Annotated in this window: 16 protein-coding genes and 1 pseudogene; 11 read left to right on the top strand and 6 right to left on the bottom strand. The window is 71.7% G+C overall.

What is annotated here, in order from left to right; all coding sequences use genetic code 11:
- The 3 genes and pseudogenes from ACH4SI_RS35800 to ACH4SI_RS35790 form a co-directional block, all read left to right on the top strand.
- Positions 1–168, top strand: a pseudogene (locus ACH4SI_RS35800) (electron transfer flavoprotein subunit alpha/FixB family protein); the annotation flags it as partial.
- 163 nt (positions 169–331) lie between these two features.
- Positions 332–1,609 carry a DUF6986 family protein gene (locus ACH4SI_RS35795; RefSeq protein ID WP_398303295.1) on the top strand — a complete coding sequence of 426 codons (1,278 nt, stop codon included), beginning with the start codon at positions 332–334 and terminating at the stop codon, positions 1,607–1,609.
- Positions 1,610–1,711: 102 nt separating this feature from the next.
- Positions 1,712–2,932 carry a hypothetical protein gene (locus ACH4SI_RS35790; RefSeq protein ID WP_398303294.1) on the top strand — a complete coding sequence of 407 codons (1,221 nt, stop codon included), beginning with the start codon at positions 1,712–1,714 and terminating at the stop codon, positions 2,930–2,932.
- On the opposite strand, the gene ACH4SI_RS35785 is transcribed toward ACH4SI_RS35790, so the two are convergent.
- Complete coding sequence (locus ACH4SI_RS35785; protein WP_398303292.1) at positions 2,922–3,554, bottom strand: GAP family protein; 633 nt, start codon at positions 3,552–3,554, stop codon at positions 2,922–2,924. The genes ACH4SI_RS35790 and ACH4SI_RS35785 overlap by 11 nt on opposite strands.
- A 195-nt stretch (positions 3,555–3,749) precedes the next feature.
- Between ACH4SI_RS35785 and ACH4SI_RS35780 the strand changes: the two genes are divergently transcribed.
- Positions 3,750–4,133, top strand: coding sequence for an SHOCT domain-containing protein (locus ACH4SI_RS35780; RefSeq protein WP_398303290.1), 384 nt, complete (start codon positions 3,750–3,752; stop codon positions 4,131–4,133).
- A 24-nt stretch (positions 4,134–4,157) separates the two neighbouring features.
- On the opposite strand, the gene ACH4SI_RS35775 is transcribed toward ACH4SI_RS35780, so the two are convergent.
- Both ACH4SI_RS35775 and ACH4SI_RS35770 read right to left on the bottom strand, forming a co-directional pair.
- Positions 4,158–4,298 (bottom strand): hypothetical protein, encoded by a 141-nt coding sequence (locus ACH4SI_RS35775; protein WP_398303288.1) that lies wholly within the window; start codon positions 4,296–4,298, stop codon positions 4,158–4,160.
- A 118-nt stretch (positions 4,299–4,416) separates the two neighbouring features.
- Positions 4,417–5,481: a LacI family DNA-binding transcriptional regulator gene (locus ACH4SI_RS35770; protein ID WP_398303287.1), complete on the bottom strand. Its 1,065-nt coding sequence runs from the start codon at positions 5,479–5,481 to the stop codon at positions 4,417–4,419.
- 146 nt (positions 5,482–5,627) lie between these two features.
- Here ACH4SI_RS35770 and ACH4SI_RS35765 point away from each other — a divergent pair, with 146 nt between their 5' ends.
- A complete protein-coding gene (locus ACH4SI_RS35765) occupies positions 5,628–6,602 on the top strand; it encodes an ROK family protein (protein ID WP_398303286.1) in 975 nt (324 codons plus the stop codon).
- A 61-nt stretch (positions 6,603–6,663) separates the two neighbouring features.
- Positions 6,664–8,298 (top strand): serine/threonine-protein kinase, encoded by a 1,635-nt coding sequence (locus ACH4SI_RS35760; protein WP_398303284.1) that lies wholly within the window; start codon positions 6,664–6,666, stop codon positions 8,296–8,298.
- 42 nt (positions 8,299–8,340) lie between these two features.
- Here the strand turns inward: ACH4SI_RS35760 and ACH4SI_RS35755 are convergent, their stop codons facing one another.
- Positions 8,341–10,401 carry an NPCBM/NEW2 domain-containing protein gene (locus ACH4SI_RS35755; protein ID WP_398303282.1) on the bottom strand — a complete coding sequence of 687 codons (2,061 nt, stop codon included), beginning with the start codon at positions 10,399–10,401 and terminating at the stop codon, positions 8,341–8,343.
- Positions 10,402–10,613: 212 nt separating this feature from the next.
- On the opposite strand from ACH4SI_RS35755, the gene ACH4SI_RS35750 reads away from it, so the two are divergent.
- The 4 genes from ACH4SI_RS35750 to ACH4SI_RS35735 all read left to right on the top strand — a co-directional run bounded on the left by ACH4SI_RS35750 (position 10,614) and on the right by ACH4SI_RS35735 (position 14,904).
- A complete protein-coding gene (locus ACH4SI_RS35750; protein ID WP_398303280.1) occupies positions 10,614–11,897 on the top strand; it encodes an ABC transporter substrate-binding protein in 1,284 nt (427 codons plus the stop codon).
- A gap of 12 nt (positions 11,898–11,909) precedes the next feature.
- Entirely contained in the window at positions 11,910–12,824 is a 915-nt protein-coding gene (locus ACH4SI_RS35745; protein ID WP_398303278.1) for a carbohydrate ABC transporter permease, read from the top strand.
- Complete coding sequence (locus ACH4SI_RS35740; protein ID WP_398303276.1) at positions 12,821–13,741, top strand: carbohydrate ABC transporter permease; 921 nt, start codon at positions 12,821–12,823, stop codon at positions 13,739–13,741. Before ACH4SI_RS35745 ends, ACH4SI_RS35740 begins: the two co-directional genes overlap by 4 nt.
- 128 nt (positions 13,742–13,869) lie before the next feature.
- Positions 13,870–14,904 (top strand): NUDIX domain-containing protein, encoded by a 1,035-nt coding sequence (locus tag ACH4SI_RS35735; protein WP_398303274.1) that lies wholly within the window; start codon positions 13,870–13,872, stop codon positions 14,902–14,904.
- 287 nt (positions 14,905–15,191) lie between these two features.
- Here the strand turns inward: ACH4SI_RS35735 and ACH4SI_RS35730 are convergent, their stop codons facing one another.
- On the bottom strand, positions 15,192–16,553 hold the full coding sequence (locus ACH4SI_RS35730; RefSeq protein ID WP_398303272.1) for a dipeptidase: 1,362 nt from the start codon (positions 16,551–16,553) through the stop codon (positions 15,192–15,194).
- Positions 16,554–16,701: 148 nt separating this feature from the next.
- Here ACH4SI_RS35730 and ACH4SI_RS35725 point away from each other — a divergent pair, with 148 nt between their 5' ends.
- Positions 16,702–17,907, top strand: a complete 1,206-nt coding sequence (locus tag ACH4SI_RS35725) for a geranylgeranyl reductase family protein (protein ID WP_398303270.1) — start codon at positions 16,702–16,704, stop codon at positions 17,905–17,907.
- Positions 17,908–17,947: 40 nt separating this feature from the next.
- On the opposite strand, the gene ACH4SI_RS35720 is transcribed toward ACH4SI_RS35725, so the two are convergent.
- On the bottom strand, positions 17,948–18,394 hold the full coding sequence (locus ACH4SI_RS35720) for a nitroreductase family deazaflavin-dependent oxidoreductase (RefSeq protein WP_398303267.1): 447 nt from the start codon (positions 18,392–18,394) through the stop codon (positions 17,948–17,950).
- Position 18,395: the final 1 nt, after the last annotated feature.

Below are 18,395 nucleotides of genomic sequence, written 5' to 3'. Positions count from 1 at the left end.
TCGGGTGCGATCCAGCATCGGGCCGGTATGCAGACCTCGAAGACGATCGTGGCGGTCAACAAGGACGCCGAGGCCCCGATCTTCGACCTGGTCGACTACGGCGTGGTCGGCGATCTCTTCGAGGTCGTCCCGCAGCTCACCGAGGAGGTCAAGGCCCGCAAGGGCTGACCTCCCGGCAGGTGGCGCCGAGGCCCCGTACGCACTGCGCGTACGGGGTCTCACGTGCGTCAATGGGGTGTTGACCTCCACTCGGAGCCCATATAACTTCGCCCTGCGGATATTTGTTTCCGCAAGGCGGAAATTCTCGGTTGTGAAAGGCGGAGGTGCGGGCATGACTCAGCACGAGACGGCGGGGACCAGCCTGCCGCGCGGCGTACGCGAAGGGATCACCGCGTCCCTCGCCCCCGTCGACGCGGACCTCGCCCGCCGCTACCCGGGCGACTCCGGCACCCGGCAGCCCGTGCACACCGTCTACGTCCCCGCCGACGCCGTCACCGAGGGCACCGTGCGGGACTGGGGCGACCAGGCGCTCGCCGCCCTCGACGCCCACGCGCCCGACGCCGGAGCCCTCGCCGCCGTCATCGGCCTTCCCGACGAGCTGGCCGAGCCCGTGTACCGGCGGGTGCGCGCCAAGCTGGAGCGCGAGCCGGTCGAGGACCTGCGCATCGACTTCGAGGACGGCTACGGCCCGCGCCCCGACGCCGAGGAGGACGCCGCGGCCGTCCACGCCGCCTCCGTGGTCGCCGCCGCCCGCGCGGCGGGCACCGCACCGCCCTATGTGGGCATCCGCATGAAGTGCATGGAGGCAGCTGTCCGCGACCGCGGCATCCGCACCCTCGACATCTTCCTCACCGGACTGATGGACTCCGGCGGTCTGCCGGACGGGCTCGTGCTCACCCTCCCCAAGGTGACGTACGCCGAACAGGTCAGCGCCATGGTCCGGTTGTGCGAGGAGTTCGAGAAGGCCCGCGGGCTCACCGAGGGCCGGCTCGGCTTCGAGATCCAGATCGAGACCACGCAGGCCATCCTCGGCTCCGACGGCCGCGCCACCGTCGCCCGGATGATCGACGCGGCCCAGGGCCGCGCCACCGGACTGCACTACGGCACCTTCGACTACAGCGCGTCCTGCGGTGTCAGCGCCGCCCACCAGTCCATGGACCACCCGGTCGCCGACCACGCCAAGGCCGTCATGCAGGTCGCCGCCGCGGGCACCGGCGTACGGCTCTCCGACGGCTCCACCAATGTGCTGCCGGTCGGCCCCACCGAGCGCGTCCACGACGCCTGGCGGCTCCACCACGGCCTTGTCCGGCGGTCCCTGGCCCGCGCGTACTACCAGGGCTGGGACATGCACCCCGGCCATCTGCCCACCCGCTACGCCGCCGTCTACGCCTTCTACCGCGAGGGCCTGGAGACGGCCGCGGCCCGGCTCGCGGCGTATGTGAACCGTACGGGCGGGGACGTCATGGACGAGCCCGCCACCGCCAAGGCGCTCAGCGGCCATCTGCTGCGCGGTCTGGACTGCGGCGCGGTCGACGTCGCCGAGGTGGAACAGCTGACCGGACTGAGCCGCGCCGAACTCGACGCCCTCGCCGGGCGCGCCCCTAGCTGAACCGGCGCGGTGCGGTCCGCGCACTGACCCGCCGGCCACATCCGCTCACCCCTGCGTGTCACCCGGGATGCGGGGCCGCCGGAGAGGGCGGGAGATGGTGGCATGGTCAGAAGTGCCGTGTCAGCCCTGCTGATCCTGCTCGGCTGCCTGCTCGTACCGGTGTCCGTGCTGACCGTATGGGTTCAGGGCATCGTCCTGGACACCGACCGCTACGTGGCGACGGTCGCCCCGCTGGCGAGCGATCCGGCGATCCAGGAATCGGTCGTGGACCACGTCGGCGACGCCGTCGACCTCCGGCACAACAGCCGGAAGATCACGTCCGACGTCGCCGACTGGCTGCGCGACCAGGGCCTGCCGCCCCGGGCCGCCGACACCATCGAGGGTCTGGCCCCGCAACTGGACGCGGCCCTCGACCAGGCCGTGCGCAAGGTCGCGAAGCACATCGTGCACACCGACGAGTTCGCCGCCGTATGGACCGGCGCCAACCGCGCCGCCCATGCGGCCGTCGTGCACGCCCTCACCGGCGAGGGGCACGGCCCGGTCGGCGTACGCGGCGACACCGTCACCCTGAACGTCGGCGCCGCCGTGGAGAAGGCCAAACTCCAGCTCGTGAACGCCGGATTCCCCTCGGCGGCCGACATCCCCGACATCCACCGGCGGACGATCCTCTTCCACTCCGAGCAACTCGACCGCGTCAAACGGGCGGTACGCCTGCTCGACCTGGTCGGCAACTGGCTGCCGACCCTGACCATCGCGCTCGGCGCCACCGGTGTCCTGCTCGCCCGGGGCCGCCGCCGCGCGCTCGTCGGTGCCGCCCTCGGCGCCGCCGCCGCCTCGCTGGCACTGGCCCTCGCGCTCACCGTGGCCCGCCGGTACTGCCTCGACCATGTGCCGCCCGGCGTGCTGTCCCGGGCCGCCGCCTCGGCCCTCTTCGACACCGTGGTGCGCTTCCTGCGGGTCACCGTGCTCACCGTGCTGGTGCTCAGCGCCGTCGTCGCGGCCGGCGCCTATCTGGCCGGGCCCGGACGGCTCCCGCGTGCCCTACGGGCCGCGGCCGAGCACGCAGCCGACTCCGCCGCACACTGGGGCGCGGCCCGGGGGATGCACCCCGGACGGGCCGGGGTCTGGACCGCGGACCACCGCCGGGAGCTGACGGTCGCGGCGCTGTCGACCCCGGCCGTGGTGTTCGCACTGTGGAACCACCCCACCGTGCTGACCGTGCTGTTCCTGGTGCTCGTCCTGCTGACGGCCCTCGCGGTGATCGCGCTGCTGGCCGCGACGGGCCGTACCGGCGCGGAGGGCCGGGACCGGCTCAGGGGGTGAGGATGAGCACGATGAAGATCAGGCAGGCGGCGACGTTGACCACCCAGCTGTGGGTGTTCAGCCACTCCCGTACCCGGGGCATCGCGCGCCGCGCCCGGCTGCCGAAGACGAGGTAGACCAGCAGCGGCTGCGCCGCGATGAGCACGGTGGCACCGATGAACGGCAGCGCCTCCGCCAGGGCCGCCCGGTGCTGCTCCAGGGACGCGCCCACCGTCAGCAGCACCATGATGTCCGACGGCATCAGCAGGATGACCAGCAGCCCTGTCTTCAAGGCCCGCAACGGGCCCGCCTCCATCAGCGAGCCCAGCCACTTCGGCGGCTCCACGGATTCCCGGCGCACGAGGTTCTTCACCGCGACCAGCACCAGCAGCCCCACCAGCACCAGTTGCACGATGGTCCCGGCCGCCCCCCGGTCGGACGGCTTCCCCGGCGCGACCGCGTTGCCCAGCAGCGCGAAGATCCCCCGCGTGATGGCGACGCCCACGGTCGTCGCGATCGTCACCCCGAGCAGGAACGCCAAGGACACCCGCACGGGCCGCGCGGTGGTCACCAGGATCACGGCGGCCACGATCTGCGGCCCCGCCATCATGGTGACGGCCAGCGGGAGAATCTGGAGGTCCATGGCCTGTCCGCCCTTCCGGCCTCCGTCCGTCCTGCCTCCATTGGTACGCGGCCGGGCCCGCGGCGCACCCGGTGCTGCGCCGACCGGGGCCCGCGCACTCGCCTAGCGCCCCGCGCCGGCCGCCGTACGCTGGACATGTCGGTCCGGTGGTGGCCGTCCTGGCCGCTCCGGGCGTGTTCCGACGGGAGGCAGACGATGGGCTACCCACTGCTCAATGTGTTCTGGACCACGATGTGGATCTTCCTGTGGGTCCTGTGGCTGATGCTGCTCTTCCGGGTCATCGGAGACATGTTCCGCGATGACTCGCTGGGCGGTTGGGCGAAGGCGGGCTGGTGCGTCTTCGTCATCGTCCTGCCCTTCCTCGGCGTCTTCGTCTACCTGATGGCCCGGGGCAGCGGGATGGGCCGGCGCGAGATGAAGCGGGCCGAGCAGGCGGAGGAGGAACTCCGGGAGTTCGTACGGGGGACCGCCGCAACCGGGCATGCCGAGGAGCTGGCACGGCTCGTGGAGCTGAAGAACCACGGTGACATCACGGCCGAGGAGTACGAACGCGCCAAGGCCAAGGTGCTCGCCGCCTGACGAGACGGTCAGGACGCGACATGGTCAGGACGGGGCGAGGGCGGCGGAGGCCCGGGACGCCGCGGCCGACGGGGTGCCGCGCTCCTGTGAGCGGCCCGCGGTGACCGGTGCCGGCGCGGCCGTGGGGCCGACCGCGCGGATCGTTCGCGTACGGCGTCCGGTCATCGCACCTCCTCCGTCCCGCCGACCGAGGTCTCCCGGCCCTCCGCACCCCCACCGTGACGGGGGCCGGGGGCCGGGGCAACCGGGGCGGGGCCGTCCGGGACGCCGCTCAGGACGGCGCTCAGGACACGGACGGGGGCAGTTCCCCGGAGCCGCGGGCGATCAGCCGGGTCGGCAGCACGACCCGCCGCGCCTCGCCGCCCGCGCCGTCGAGGCGGCGGAAGAGCAGATCCGCGGCGGTGCGGCCGAGTCGGCCCGCGTCCTGGGCGACCACGGTGATGCCGGGGGAGAGCAGATCGGCCAGTTCGAAGTCGTCGAAGCTGACCAGGGCGACGGGGGCGGCGGGCCCGGGGCGCTCGGCGAGGACGCGAACCACCGTGACCGTCACCCGGTTGTTGCCCGCGAAGAGCGCGGTGACCGGCTCGGCGGCGTCCAGCATGGCGGCGGCCGCGGCGCGCACCCGCTCGGGGTCGGTGGGGCCGAGCGAGAGCCAGCCGTCGTGGACCGGCAGCCCGGCCGCGGCCATCGCGGCGTGGTAGCCGCGCAGCCGCTCGGCGGCGGTGTGGATGCCCGGCTGGTCGCCGAGGAAGCCGATCCGGCGGTGGCCATGGGCGATCAGATGGGCGACCGCGTCCCGTGCGCCGCCGAAGCTGTCGGAGAGCACCGCGTCGGCGTCGACGCGGCCCGCCGGGCGGTCGACGAAGACGGTGGCGACACCGGCCGCCATCTCCGGGGCCAGATAGCGGTGGTCGTCGCCCGCCGGGATGACGACGAGGCCGTCCACCCGGCGCGCGCACAGGGCCAGTACCAACTCCTGCTCGCGGACCGGGTCCTCGGCGCTGGAGCCGTTGATCAGCAGCGCGCCATGAGCGCGTGCCACCTCTTCGACGGCGCGGCTGAGCGGGCCGTAGAACGGGTCGGCGAGGTCTTCCAGGACGAGGCCGATGCTCGCGGTGCGGCCCTTGCGGAGGATGCGGGCGCTGTCGTTGCGGCGGAAGCCGAGCGCGGTGATCGCCTCCTGGACGCGGTGCTCGGTGTCGGGGGTGACGCCCGGCTCGCCGTTGACCACGCGCGAGACCGTCTTGAGGCCGACTCCGGCCCGGGCGGCGACGTCCTTCATCGTGGGCCGGGAGCCGTAGCGGTGGGGCGGGGTGCGGTCGGCGATGTCCCGGGCGGTGTCGGTCACGGTGTGCTCGTCCCGTCGCTGGTCGGCGTGGCGGAGGGGTGTCGAGCATAGCCTCTGGACAACGTTGTCAGCGGCAGGGAAGACTGTGGCCCCACATTGATGACACCGACTGAAGACACCGACGCCCACCAGGAGAGTCGACAGCAATGGCACGTGACCTCATCGCCGCGCTGGACATCGGCGGTACCAAGATCGCGGGCGCCCTGGTGGACGGCGGCGGCAAGCTGGTCGTACGGGCCCGGCGCGCGACCCCCGCGCAGGCCGACGGGCCGACGGTGATGCGCGAGGTCTCCGCGGTGCTCGGCGAACTCGCCGCCACCGCGCACTGGTCCCGGGTGGCCGCCGTCGGGATCGGCAGCGCGGGCCCCGTGGACGCCTCCGTGGGCACCGTCAACCCGGTCAACATCCCCGGCTGGCGCGACTTCCCGCTGGTCGCCGGGGTCCGGGAGACCACCGGCGAACTGCCGGTCACCCTGGTCGGCGACGGACCGGCGATGACGGCCGCCGAGCACTGGCAGGGCGCGGCGCGCGGGCGCGCGAGCGCGCTGTGCATGGTGGTGTCCACCGGCGTCGGCGGCGGTCTGGTGCTGAACGGGCGGCTCCACCCCGGCCCCACGGGCAACGCCGGGCACATCGGCCACATCAGCGTCGACCTCGACGGCGATCTGTGCCCGTGCGGCGGGCGCGGCTGCGTCGAGCGCATCGCCAGCGGCCCCAACATCGCCGGCCGGGCGCTGTCCGGCGGCTGGCGGCCGGGCCCGGACGGCGACACCAGCGCCGCGGCCGTCGCCGCCGCCGCGCGCACCGGTGACCCGGTGGCGCGTGCCTCCTTCGACCGCGCGGCGCAGGCCCTGGCCGCCGGGATCGCCGCGACCGCCGCACTTGTCGAGATCGAGGTGGCGGTGATCGGCGGCGGGGTGGCGGGCGCCGGGGACGTGCTCTTCGCGCCCCTTCGGCGCGCCCTGCGCGACTACGCGACCCTGTCGTATGTGCGGGGGCTGGAGGTCCTGCCGGCGCAGATGGGCACCGACGCGGGGCTGGTCGGCGCGGCCGCCGCGGCGGCCCAGGAGCAGCGGCTGGAGGGTTTCGGCCCGGTGGGCGCGCCTCGCGGCACGAGTTGAGCCGCACTGTCACCGGCTGCCCCTAAGCTGTTCGCTCACTGCTTGCGATACGAGGGAGCCGATGGTGGCACCGGGGGACATGGGCGGTGATCTGTTCGGCAGACTGCTGGGCGGTCGCTACCGGGTGACGGGGCAGCTCGGCCGCGGCGGCATGGGCGTGGTCTGCAGAGCGATGGACGAGCTGCTGGGCCGGGAGGTCGCGGTCAAGGTGCTGCGCGCCTACACCGACGCGTCCGGCGCGGAGCTGGCCGATCTGCGCACCCGGATGCAGCGGGAGGCGCGCGCCGCGGCCCGGATCCGCCATTCGGGTGTGATCACGGTGCACGATGTGGCGGACGAGGGCGGGCTGCCGGTCATCGTGATGGAGCTGATCGACGGCCCGTCACTCGACGACCTGATCGACGAGCACGGCGTCGTCGACCCCCTGGAGGCCGCGCGGATCGGTGCGAAGGTGGCCGACGCGCTCGCCGCGGGTCATGACGCCGGGGTCCTGCACCGCGATGTGAAGCCGGGCAACGTGCTGATCGACCGCGGGGGCCGGGTGGTCCTCACCGACTTCGGCATCGCGAGCATGGAGGCGCCCGACGACGGCGCGACCACCAAGCTGACCCGCAGTGGTGAGCTGATCGGCTCGCTGGACTACCTGGCGCCGGAGCGCGCCCAGGGCCAGGAGCCGGGCCCGGCGTCGGACGTGTGGGCGCTGGGCATGACGCTGTACGCGGCGGTGGAGGGTTCGGCCCCGTTCCGCCGCACCTCCGTGTGGTCGACGCTGACCGCGATCGTCACCGAGCCGCTGCCGGAACCCCGGCTGGCCGGTCCGCTGACGCCCGTCCTGCGCGAGCTGATGGACAAGGACCCGGAAGGGCGTCCCACGGCGGCCGAGGCGCGGCAGCTGCTGGAGGCCGTCGCCGCCGGGGCCGTACCGGAGCCCGGCCCGCCGGTGCTTCGGCCGTCCCCTCCGCCGGCTCCACAGGCTCCGCGGGTCACGCGTACCCCGACCGCGCCGGATGTCGCGGCCGCGCAGCCGCAGGTGGGCGCCGGTCCTGGGGCGGGCGGTGCGCCGGGCCAGGGGCGTGGCCGTACGCGCGCGCTGGTGGCGGCGGCGGTCGCCGGTGTGGTGCTCGTCGGGGGCGGGGTGACGTACGCGCTGCTCGGCGGCGAGAGCGACCGGACGACGGCGGGCGGTTCGCCGGAGCCGGCGCGATCCGGATCGCCGGCGTCCGGCGGAGGGGGAGGGGACCGCGAGGCGACGGGGAAGGCGGGCACGAGCAGCGCGCGGGTGAGCGGGGAGGCGTCCCCACCGGCCCCGCGCACGCCGGGCGGCTCCCCGGACGGCAAGGGCGGCGAGGGCGCCGGCAAGGGCGAGACAGGGAAGGACGGCGGCAGGGCCTCCCCGTCCAGCGGCGCCGCCGCCCCGGCCTGCAGTGACATCGGGGGCGGCAAGTACAACTGCGTGCTGTGGCGCGACGCCACCTCCTACACCCACGGCGGCGAACCGGCCGGCACCCTCAAGCATGGCGTCAACTACTTCTACTGCCAGGAGAACCTGAACCGCCCGGAGCGGTACGGCAAGTGGACGAACACCTGGTGGGCGAAGACGGACGACGACAACGGCAACAAGGACGTCTACGTCAGCGATGTGTACGTCCGGGGCGGCGACAACGACCGGCCCCTCCCCGGGCTGCCGGTCTGCTGAGACGGCTGTCAGGGGGAGCGGGCCGGTCGCCGTAGCCGGGTGTCAGCAGCTGAACTTCGCGTCCGCCCAGTCCCCGTGGTCGCTGGTGACCTCGTCCCCGCCGTCGGTCACGACGAGCCGGACCGTCGTCGCGCCGTCGATGGCGGCGGTGATGTCCTTGGCCGGGTCGGCGTTGGTCAGCGTCCCGGTCGACACCACCTTGGTGCCGTCAGCCCACACCTCGAAGGCGACCGTTCCGGCGGTGCCCTCCTCGTCGTCCACGCCGGCCTTCGCCGTGAACGCGGTGCAGTGGCCACCGGTGTAGTACGTGATCTCACTGGGCGCGTGCACGCCCAGGCCCTTGGCGTGGACGGTGCCGTCGAGGGTGATCGGATGACCGTCGCCCGCCGCGTTCTCGCCGACGCTGGTGTCCTTCTCGACCGGGCCCCAGCCGTTGGTCGCGCTCAGCCACGGCAGATCGCTCGCGTACGTGGCGCCGGAGGGTGGCGCGACCACCACATGGACCGGTACCGGCAGTTCGGTGCTGACCTCGTCGCCGCGGGCCGAGCGATAGGAGGCACGTGCGGTCAGGTCGTACGCGCCGGGCTCGGCGTCCTTCGGAGCGGTGACCTGCCAGCGGGTGGTGAGGCTGCTGCCGGTGGGCAGGGTGGCGGCCCGGGTCGGCCAGGTGGTCCTGACGCGCCAGCCGTCGGGGCCGGTGAGCCGGACCGTGGCCTGGTGGGCCGGGGTGCCGCCGAGGTTGCGGAGCGCCGTTTCGACCGGCGCTGTGGCGCCGGACTCGGTGAACGGGGCGGCGCCGACGCCGAGTTCGGCGGCGGGCGGGTAGGAGGCCCAGCGCCGGTCGGCGGAGACCCGGTAGAGCACCGTGCCATGGGCCGGGACGGTGGCCGCCACGGAGCCCGAGGTGTTGCTGTCCTGGTGCCGCCACAGATCGCGCAGCCGGTATCCGTCCGCCTGCGGCAGGCCGAGGCGGGCCGCGGTGGTGGCGATGCGCTGCGGCTGCTCGGTCTCGTTGAACAGGGCGACGGCGCGGCTGCCGTCGGCCATTTCCTTGGAGATCACCCACCGTCCGCCCTCGGAGGAGAGCACGGTGCCCTGCTTGCCCAGCGGGTCCTGGTCGACGGCGATGACATCGCGGTTGCCGAGGATTTCGAACGCCTTGGCGTCGGCCTTGCGCAGATCGGTGCCGATCAGCAGCGGCGCGGCCATGACCGACCACAGCGAGAAGTGGCTGCGGTACTCGGTGTCCGTCATGCCGCCGTTGCCGACCTCCAGCATGTCGGGGTCGTTCCAGTGGCCGGGCCCGGCGTACGGGGCGAGCGGCAGGTTCTTCTTGGCGATCGACAGCATGCTGCCCCAGCTGTCACTGATGTCACCGGTGGTGCGCCAGAGTTGGCCGACATCCGCCGCCCATTCCCACGGCTTGTTCTGCCCCCATTCGCAGATGCTGTAGACGATCGGGCGCCCGGTGGTCTCGGAGGCGGCCTTCAGCGCGTCCCGCATGGCGCGGTAGCGCTGCTTGGCGTCTACGCCCTGGTTATTGCAGTTGTCGTACTTGAGGTAGTCGATTCCCCAGTCGGCGAACTGCTGGGCGTCCGACCTTTCATGGCCCAGCGCCCCGGGGAAGCCGGCGGTGTTACAGGTCTTGGTGCCCGCGCTGGTGTAGATGCCGATCTTGAGGCCCTTGGAGTGGACGTAGTCGGCGACGGCCTTGATGCCGTTCGGGAAGCGCGCCGGGTCCGGGACGAGCTTGCCGTTCGCGTCGCGCTGCTGGAGCGCCCAGCAGTCGTCGAGGTTGACGTAGCGGTATCCGGCGTCCTTGAGCCCCTTGTTCACGAAGATGTCGGCGATGCCCTTGACCATCGCCTCGTTGAACTCCGCGCGGCAGTGGGTGGAGTTCCAGTTGTTGAAGCCCATCGGCGGTGTGAGCGCGAGCCCGTCCCCGGGCGCGGCGGTCTCGCTCCGGGCGGTCTCTCCGGAGCGGGTGGGCGCGGCCGCGGATGCCTGGGCGGCGGGGAGGGTGAGGCCGGCCGTGCCGAGCAGTGCGGCGGCCAGTCCTCCGATGACTCGGTGTCTCGCGGTACGTAAAGAGCGGTGGCGCATGATGCGGGTCCTCCGTTCTCAACGGGGTGACGCAGCGTTGCGGGTGCGTCACGTGCGAGCGTTTACGGTAGACCGTGTTGGAGTCTGTTGGAAGAGATGCGATAACAGTTGTTCGATATCTCGTCCAAACCCTTGACTATGCCGCCTCTTGCCCGATGTGATCCAGCCACTCGCGTTCGGTTGTGTTTGATTGATCCTCGTGTGGAGGGCCCATGGCACAGTCATCGTCAGGACATCGGATCTCCCGTCGGACGTTGCTCCGGGGCAGCGCGGTCGGAGCCGGGGCGGTCACCCTCCCGGCGCTCCTCACCGCCTGTGGCGGCCCGGGCAACGAGGTGAAGATCGGCTCCAACGCCTCGGATGCCGTGCCCCGCAAGGCATTCGCCGAGGTGTTCGCGGCGTACCAGAAGAAGTCGGACAAGAAGGTCAAGGTCAACACTGTCAACCATGAGGCCTTCCAGGAAGGCATCAACCGGTATCTGAAGGGCACCCCCGACGACGTCTTCATGTGGTTCGCCGGCTACCGCATGCAGTTCTTCGCCGAGCAGGGGCAGCTCGCCGAGATCGGCGACCTCTGGAAGGGCTTCAGCGGCTTCTCCGACGCGCTCAAGAAGCAGTCCACCGGCAAGGACGGCAAACAGTACTTCGTGCCGTACTACTACTACCCGTGGGCGGTCTTCTACCGGAAGAGCGTCTTCCAGCAGCACGGCTACGAGATCCCCAGGACGTTCGACGATTTCCGGGCGCTCGCCAAGCGGATGGACAAGGACGGCCTCGACGCCATCGCCTTCGGCGACAAGGACGGCTGGCCCGCCATGGGGACCTTCGACTATCTCAATATGCGGGCCAACGGCTACGACTTCCATGTCTCGCTGATGGGCGGCAAGGAGTCCTGGACCGATCCCCGGGTCAAGCACGTCTTCGACCTGTGGCGCGGCCTCATGCCGTACCACCAGCAGGGCGCCAACGGGCGCACCTGGCAGGAGGCCGCGCAGAGCCTGGCGCAGAAGAAGTCCGGCATGGCGGTCTTCGGGCTGCCCCACCCCGGGCAGCAGTTCCCCGCCGCCGACCGGGAGGACCTGGACTTCTTCCCGTTCCCCGAAATCGACTCCGCCTACGGCCAGGACGCGGTCGAGGCGCCGATCGACGGATTCCTGCTGGCGAAGAAGTCCAAGCGGCAGAAGGAGGGCAAGGAACTGCTGAAGTATCTCGCCACCCCCGCCGCCGAGGAGATCTATCTGAAGCGGGATCCCAACAACATCGCGTGCAACGACAAAGCGGCTACCTCCTCGTACAACGCGCTGCAGAAGAAGGCCGTCGCACTCGTCTCCGGCGCCAAGCAGATATCGCAGTTCATGGACCGCGACACCCGCCCCGACTTCGCGTCGCAGGTGATGATCCGGGCCATCCAGCAGTTCATCAACAAGCCGAACGACATCGACACCCTGACCAAGGACATCGAGTCCCAGAAGAAGACCATATTCGCCGACAGCTAGGAGAATCGCGCCGTGCCGCTCACTACCGCGCGGCGTGCCAAACGGCGGGGACCGCGGAGGTTCACCTCCCGCGACCTCGCCGTCATCGGCGTGCTGCTGGGCATACCCGTCCTGCTCGACCTGGCCCTGGTCTGGGGCCCGACCCTCGCCTCCATCGGACTGTCCTTCACCAGCTGGGACGGGATCGGCGACCTCCACTGGGTCGGCTTCGACAACTACCGGAACCTGTTCACCGACTATCCGCCGTTCTGGCCCGCCGTACGCAACAATCTGCTCTGGGTGGCCTTTCTCGGCCTCGTCGCCACGCCCTTCGGACTGCTGCTGGCCGTGCTGCTCGACAAGGGCGTCCGGTTCAGCCGCTTCTACCAGTCCACCCTCTACATGCCGGTGGTCCTCTCGCTCGCCATCGTCGGCTTCATCGCGCAGCTGATCTTCTCCCGCGACCAGGGCGCGCTGAACGCGATTCTCGGCGACAAGAGCCATCCGGTGGACTGGATCGGCGACCCCGACCTCAATATCTGGATGGTGCTGCTCGCGGCCGCCTGGCGCCATACCGGGTACGTGATGATCCTCTATCTGGCGGGGCTCAAATCGGTCGACCCCTCGCTCAAGGAGGCCGCCGCGATCGACGGCGCGAGCGAGACCCAGACCTTCTTCCGGGTCGTCCTGCCCACGCTGCGGCCGGTCAATGTGATCGTCGGCGTCATCACGGTCATCGAGGCGCTGCGCGCGTTCGACATCGTCTACGCCATCAACCACGGCCGTAACGGGCTGGAACTGCTCTCCGTGCTGGTCACCGACAACATCATCGGTGAGGCCAGCCGGATCGGATTCGGCTCCGCCATCGCCGTCGTCCTGCTCACCGTTTCGGTGGGATTCATCGTGACGTATCTGGTCCAGGAACTGCGAGGGGAGAAGAAGGGATGATCACCGATATCCGCCCGGCCCCCGTACCGGCGGCCGCCCCGGTGACCGGACCGCGGCGGCGCCGGGCCCGCCCCGGACGGCTCGGTCTGCACGCGTTCCTGATGACCGTGTCGCTGGCGTTTCTCGCCCCGCTGCTGCTCGCCGTCTACGCCTCGCTGCGGCCGTACGAGGAGACCGCCGAATACGGCTATTTCTCGCTGCCGCGCCATCTGTCGTTCGACTACTACAGCCAAGCGTTCAACGACTCCGGGATGGGCAAGTACTTCCTCAATTCGATCCTCATCGCGGTTCCCGGAGTGCTGCTGACGCTGTTCCTCGCGTCCTTCGTGGCGTTCTCCGTCACCCGGCTGAAAATGCGCGGCGGGCTCGTTCTGCTGATGGTGTTCACGGCGGGGAACCTGCTGCCGCAGCAGGTCATCGTCACTCCGCTCTATGTCCTGTTCACCAAGATAGAACTGCCCTACTGGATGTCGGACTCGATGACGATGTACGACTCCTACTGGGCCGTGATCGCCGTTCAGGTCGCCTTCCAGGTCGGCTTCTGCGTCTTCGTTCTCGCGAATTTCATGCGCACCCTGCCGATCGAGATCATCGAGGCGGCGGTGGTGGACGGCGCGGGAGTCTGGACGCGGTACTGGCGCATCACGCTGCCGCTGTGCCGGCCGGCCCTCGCCGCGCTCGCCACGCTGCAATTCACCTGGATGTACAACGACTTCCTGTGGGCGCTCGTCTTCATCTCCGACGGCGACAAGCTGCCCGTCACCTCCGCGCTCAACAATCTGCGCGGGCAGTTCTTCACCGACTACAACCTGCTGGCGGCGGGCTCGGTGCTGGTGGCGCTGCCCACGGTGCTCGTCTTCCTGCTGCTGCAGCGCCACTTCATCGCGGGGCTCACGCTCGGCGCCAACAAGGGGTGATGGGGGAGGGGCTGGTGTGACGGAAGGTGCCATTGTGATCGGGGCGATCCGTCACTCAGTCGTATTCGGGCGTTTCCGTGGCATGGTGATGCGGGCAACTGTCAGGAGGCGATGGATTAGGGGGAAATGTGATCGTCTGGCTGAACGGTGCGTTCGGCGCGGGGAAGACCACCGCGGCCCGTGAGTTGGTGGACTTCATGCCCGGCAGCACGTTCTACGACCCGGAACTGGTCGGCAACGGTCTGCGCATGATGCTGCCGCGCAAGCGTCTGGAGCAGGTCTCCGACTACCAGGACCTGCCGTCGTGGCGGAGGCTGGTCGTGGACACCGGAGCGGCGCTGATCGCGGAGGTCGGCGGCCCGCTCGTGGTCCCGATGACGGTCCTCAGACAGGAGTACCGCGACGAGATCTTCGGCGGCTTCGCCGCCCGGCGGATCCCCGTGCGGCATGTCCTGCTGCACACCGATGAAACGATCCTTCGCCGGCGCATAGCCGAGCGCGAGGAGATACCGGGCGACGCGGACGCCAGCGAGTCCGTGCGCCGCTGGTGCCTGGAGCACCTCGCGCCGTACCGCGCGGCCCTGAGCTGGCTGACCACCGACGCCCATGTGGTCGACACCACCGGGCTCACGCCGCGCCAGACCGCCGAGCACATCGCCGACGCCGTCCGCGAGGGCGCCGGGAGCTGCGACATCGTGCAGACGCCGGAACCGACGGCCGAAACCCTGGCGGCCGGGGTCCTGCTCTTCGACGAGGCCGACCGGGTGCTGCTCGTCGATCCCACCTACAAGCCCGGCTGGGAATTCCCCGGCGGTGTCGTCGAGCGCGGCGAGCCGCCGATGTGCGCCGGGCGGCGCGAGGTGGCCGAGGAGCTGGGCGTACGGCTCCACGAGCCGCTGCGGCTGCTGGTCGCCGACTGGGAACGCCCCCAGCCGCCCGGCTACGGGGGTCTGCGGCTGCTGTTCGACGGCGGCCGGCTCACCACCGGGGAGGCCCAGGAGGTGCTGCTGCCCGGCGCCGAACTGCGCGGCTGGCGCTTCGTCACCGAGACCGAGGCCGCCGACCTGCTGCCCCCGGTCCGCCTCAGCCGCCTCCGCTGGGCGCTGCGCGCCCGCGAACAGGGCCGCCCGCTGTACCTGGAGGCCGGTGTCCCCGTGGCCTGACCGCGGCCTCGGCCCGTCCCGTACGACGGGCGGTACGTGTTGCGGGCGCCGATCGTCGGTGGCAGCGCGTGCCCCGGCGGACGACGCGGGTACGCGAGCCTGCCCACCGCCGCCGGCACGGCCGTACCGGCATGCACGGATGCGGTGTCCGGCCGGGGGGAGGGGCGGCCCCGAGAACACCACGGCGCGAGGGCCGCCGACCGCCCACGACCGGACGGCGGCCCTGCCGCCGAGGGCGCCCGGCCGGGCCCGGGTCCAGGGGCCCGGTCAGAGCCCGGGCGGCTCGGTCAGCTCTTCTTGCTGGTTGCGTACGCGCCCAGGAACAGCGCCTCGGTGAGGGCGAGCTTTTCCAACTCCTCCGGGGAAACGCTCTCGTTGACCGCGTGGATCTGCGCCTCCGGCTCGCTCAGGCCGATCAGCAGAATCTCCGCCTCCGGGTACAGCGAGGCGAGCGTGTTGCACAGCGGGATCGAACCGCCCTGGCCCGCGGTCGCCATCATCTGGCCGTCGTACGCCACCCGCATCGCCTCGCGCATCGCCTCGTACGCCGGGCTCCCGGTGTCCGCGCGGAACGGCTGGCCCTGGCCGACCTGCTCCGTCGCGACCTTGGCACCCCACGGCGCCGCCGCCTCCAGATGGGTGACCAGCAGCCGGTTCGCCTCGGCCGCGTCCACGCCCGGCGGCACCCGCAGGCTGATCAGTGCCCGTGCGCTCGCGTGGACGGAGGGGGTGGCGCCGATGACCGGCGGGCAGTCGATGCCCAGCACCGTGACCGAGGGGCGGGCCCAGATGCGGTCGGCGACCGTGCCCGAGCCGATCAGTTCGACCCCGTCCAGCACCCTGGCGTCCTTCCGGAAATCCTCCTCCGGGTACTGGAGGCCGTCCCAGGCGGTGTCGGGGGCGAGGCCGTCGACCGTGGTCGAGCCGTCCTCCGCGCGCAGCGAGTCCAGCATCCGGATGAGCGCGGCGAGCGCGTCCGGGGCGGCGCCGCCGAACTGGCCGGAGTGCAGATTCCCTTCGAGGGTGTCCACCGAGACGCGCAGCAGCGTCATCCCGCGCAGCGTCGCGGTGACGGTCGGCAGGCCCACCCGGAAGTTGCCCGCGTCGCCGATCACGATCGCGTCGGCGGCCAGCAGTTCCGGATGCGCCTCGGCGTACCGTGCCAGGCCGCCCGTGCCCTGCTCCTCCGAACCCTCCACGATCACCTTGACGCTGACCGGGACGCCGCCGTGCTCCTTGAGCGCGCGCAGCGCCGTGAGATGCATGATCAGGCCGCCCTTGCAGTCCGCCGCGCCGCGCCCGTACCAGCGGCCCTGCCGCTCGGTCAGCTCGAAGGGCGGGCTGAGCCAGGCGTCCTCGTCCAGCGGCGGCTGCACGTCGTAGTGCGCGTAGAGCAGCACCGTCGGGGCGCCGGCCGGGCCGGGCAGGAAGCCGTAGACGGACTGGGTGCCGTCGGGGGTGTCCAGCAGCGCCACGTCCTGGAAATCCTCGGCGCGCAGCGCGGCCGCCACCCATTCCGCCGCGGCCTCGCACGCGCTGCGCGGGAACTGCGCCGGGTCCGCCACCGACGGGAAGGCCACCAGCTCGGCCAGCTCGGCCAGGGCGCGGGGCTGCAGTGCGGCGACGGTGGCGGCGAGATCCTGCTCCATGGGGGAACGCTCCTGGGGTGCGCGGCGTTGGGTGGTGATGTGCGGGTTGCGCGGTGGCCCGATCATCCCACAGCAGGTTCGCGCACTGGTGAGCCGTAGGATGCCCGGTAGGCGCATGCAGGACGGGCGATTGGGAGCGGAAGCACACGTGAGCAGCGACAACGCAACCCCGGACAAAGAGACGGTATGGGATGTCGTCGTGGTCGGCGGGGGGCCCGCGGGTGCCTCCGCGGCCTACGCCGCGGCGTGCGCCGGCCGCCGGGTGCTGCTGCTGGAGAAGGCCGAACTGCCGCGCTACAAGACGTGCGGCGGTGGCATCATCGGCCCGTCGCGCGAGGCGCTGCCGCCCGGTTTCGAACTGCCGCTGCGTGAGCGCGTGCATGCGGTGACCTTCTCGATGAACGGCAAGCTGTCCCGTACCCGCCGCTCCAAGCATGTGCTGTTCGGGCTCATCAACCGGCCGGAGTTCGACGCCGGTCTGGTCGAGGCGGCCAAGGACGCGGGCGCCGAGGTGCGTACCGGTGTGGCCGTCTCCCGCGTCGAGCAGCACGGCCCGTCCGTGCCGGACCGCCGCACCGTGGCCGTCGTGCTCGCGGACGGCGAGACGGTGCTGGCGCGGGCCGTGGTCGGCGCGGACGGCAGCGCGAGCCGGATAGGCGCGCACGTCGGGGTCAAGCTCGACCAGGTCGACCTCGGCCTGGAGGCGGAGATCCCGGTTCCGGAGACGGTCGCGGAGGACTGGGCGGGCCGGGTGCTCATCGACTGGGGCCCGATGCCCGGGAGTTACGGGTGGGTCTTCCCCAAGGGCGACACGCTGACCGTCGGCGTCATCTCGGCGCGTGGCGAGGGCGCCGGCACCAAGCGCTACCTCGAGGACTTCATCGCCCGGCTGGGCCTCGCCGGATTCGAGCCGAGCATCTCCTCCGGCCATCTGACCCGCTGCCGCAGCGACGACTCGCCGCTCTCCCGCGGCCGGGTGCTGGTGTGCGGGGACGCGGCCGGGCTGCTGGAGCCGTGGACGCGGGAGGGGATCTCCTTCGCGCTGCGCTCGGGCCGTCTCGCGGGGGAGTGGGCGGTCCGGATCGCCGAGGCGCACGACGCGGTGGACGCCCGGCGCCAGGCCCTCAACTACGCCTTCGCGATCAAGGCCGGCCTCGGTGTGGAGATGGGTGTCGGCCGCCGGATGTACGCCGCGTTCGCCCGCCGTCCCGGGATGTTCCACGCGGCGATGACCGGCTTCCGCCCGGCGTGGCGCGCGTTCACGAAGATCACGCGGGGCACGACGACGCTGGCCGACCTCGTCCGTACCCACCCGGCGGCGCGGCGGGCCCTGGCGGCGATGGACAAGGGGTAGCGGGCCCTCACGCGCAGCGCTTACGCCTAGCGCCTACGCCTTACGTGGTGGTGATGCGGAAGACCGGGTGCATGGCGGCGATGCGGGCGAGTTCGGCGTCGGGGGAGGTGGCGGTCACGCCGTCGAAGAAGGCGCCGACCTCCCACCCCCACCGCCCCAGGTAGGCCCGCAGCACCGCCGCCTTCTCCTCGCCCTCGGGCAGTTCGGCGGCGGTGAACGGCCGCGTTCTACGGCCCTTGCGCAGCTGACCGCCCCCGGCCGCCCGCAGGTTGCGCACCCATTGGGCGTTGCCGCGCGCCGAGACGAGATAGCTCCCGCCGTCCAGGCTCAGCGGATTGACCGGGACGCGCCGCAACGCCCCGCTGGACCGGCCGGGCACGGACAGCTCCGCCGAGCCGAAGAGGCCGAGCCCGTGGCGCGACAGCCAGGCCACTGCGCGGTGGATGGGCATCTCGAAGCGGCGGGGCTGGATGTAGTGCTGCGTCATG

Source organism: Streptomyces sp. NPDC021212 (assembly GCF_044332925.1).
GTDB lineage: Bacteria > Actinomycetota > Actinomycetes > Streptomycetales > Streptomycetaceae > Streptomyces.
This window is presented reverse-complemented; position numbering and strand designations above follow the sequence as displayed.

Excerpts from the sequence above, each read along its gene's own strand:
- ACH4SI_RS35795 (WP_398303295.1), top strand. The coding sequence starts at position 332 with ATGACTCAGCACGAGACGGCGGGGACCAGCCTGCCGCGCGGCGTACGC.
- ACH4SI_RS35790 (WP_398303294.1), top strand. The coding sequence starts at position 1,712 with ATGGTCAGAAGTGCCGTGTCAGCCCTGCTGATCCTGCTCGGCTGCCTG.
- ACH4SI_RS35785 (WP_398303292.1), bottom strand. The coding sequence starts at position 3,554 with ATGGACCTCCAGATTCTCCCGCTGGCCGTCACCATGATGGCGGGGCCG.
- ACH4SI_RS35780 (WP_398303290.1), top strand. The coding sequence starts at position 3,750 with ATGGGCTACCCACTGCTCAATGTGTTCTGGACCACGATGTGGATCTTC.
- ACH4SI_RS35775 (WP_398303288.1), bottom strand. The coding sequence starts at position 4,298 with ATGACCGGACGCCGTACGCGAACGATCCGCGCGGTCGGCCCCACGGCC.
- ACH4SI_RS35765 (WP_398303286.1), top strand. The coding sequence starts at position 5,628 with ATGGCACGTGACCTCATCGCCGCGCTGGACATCGGCGGTACCAAGATC.
- ACH4SI_RS35760 (WP_398303284.1), top strand. The coding sequence starts at position 6,664 with ATGGTGGCACCGGGGGACATGGGCGGTGATCTGTTCGGCAGACTGCTG.
- ACH4SI_RS35755 (WP_398303282.1), bottom strand. The coding sequence starts at position 10,401 with ATGCGCCACCGCTCTTTACGTACCGCGAGACACCGAGTCATCGGAGGA.
- ACH4SI_RS35750 (WP_398303280.1), top strand. The coding sequence starts at position 10,614 with ATGGCACAGTCATCGTCAGGACATCGGATCTCCCGTCGGACGTTGCTC.
- ACH4SI_RS35740 (WP_398303276.1), top strand. The coding sequence starts at position 12,821 with ATGATCACCGATATCCGCCCGGCCCCCGTACCGGCGGCCGCCCCGGTG.
- ACH4SI_RS35730 (WP_398303272.1), bottom strand. The coding sequence starts at position 16,553 with ATGGAGCAGGATCTCGCCGCCACCGTCGCCGCACTGCAGCCCCGCGCC.
- ACH4SI_RS35720 (WP_398303267.1), bottom strand. The coding sequence starts at position 18,394 with ATGACGCAGCACTACATCCAGCCCCGCCGCTTCGAGATGCCCATCCAC.